This is a genomic window from Vibrio sp. 10N.222.49.A3 (assembly GCF_041475145.1).
Lineage (GTDB): Bacteria > Pseudomonadota > Gammaproteobacteria > Enterobacterales > Vibrionaceae > Vibrio > Vibrio tasmaniensis_A.
Window position 1 is genome coordinate 1 of sequence record NZ_JBFRVM010000236.1, and the last position, 611, is coordinate 611.

General features: G+C 52.7%; 1 pseudogene. It reads right to left on the reverse strand.

The features are described from left to right. Positions 1–611: pseudogene (locus AB4589_RS23850) on the reverse strand (conjugal transfer protein TraG); the annotation flags it as partial.

Here is a 611-nt window from a genome sequence, read left to right on the forward strand (position 1 = left end):
CAAAGCGCGCTTGATTAAAGAGTCCGCCCGTTCCCTTGGTATGCAGCATCTCGGTGCGGGTGTGTGCCACGGTATCGACGGTACTAGCCCATCCTTTCTCCATCGTGTTGTTTTGCTCGGGTGTCAGTTCTGGTTGTTGGGTTGGGGTGGTGGTTTCATGCGCTTTCTCCATTGTTGCCACAATCTTCGCCGTGTCACCATCGAGTCCCGCCATGGTGGTGAACTCTTCAGTGCGTGTGTAGTATTGCCATTGCTCTTTCGCCTCGGCAATATCTTCCGGTTGGTAAGCGGTCATTAGGCGTTGGACGTCTGGTTGGTTTAATCCTATGTCTTTTTCCAAGTAATTCTGGAAGCCTTGAATCGCGTTGGCCGTAAAACTGGCACTGCCAGAGTCGAGGCGCGTTTGAGTATTCGACAGAGCATCTAAATCCGATTGGCTTTGCATGGCACTTACACCAAGAGACTTGGTGTTGCTGGCGTTAATCGCAAAGTCATGCGCAAACTGCTCAACCGACGTTCGGGTGTCTTTATTGTCCACCTGCGTGCCGGCACTGGTCACGGCATTGGCCCCTTCGGTGTATTGCTGCGTGGCTTGCTCAAGCTGCTGCTTT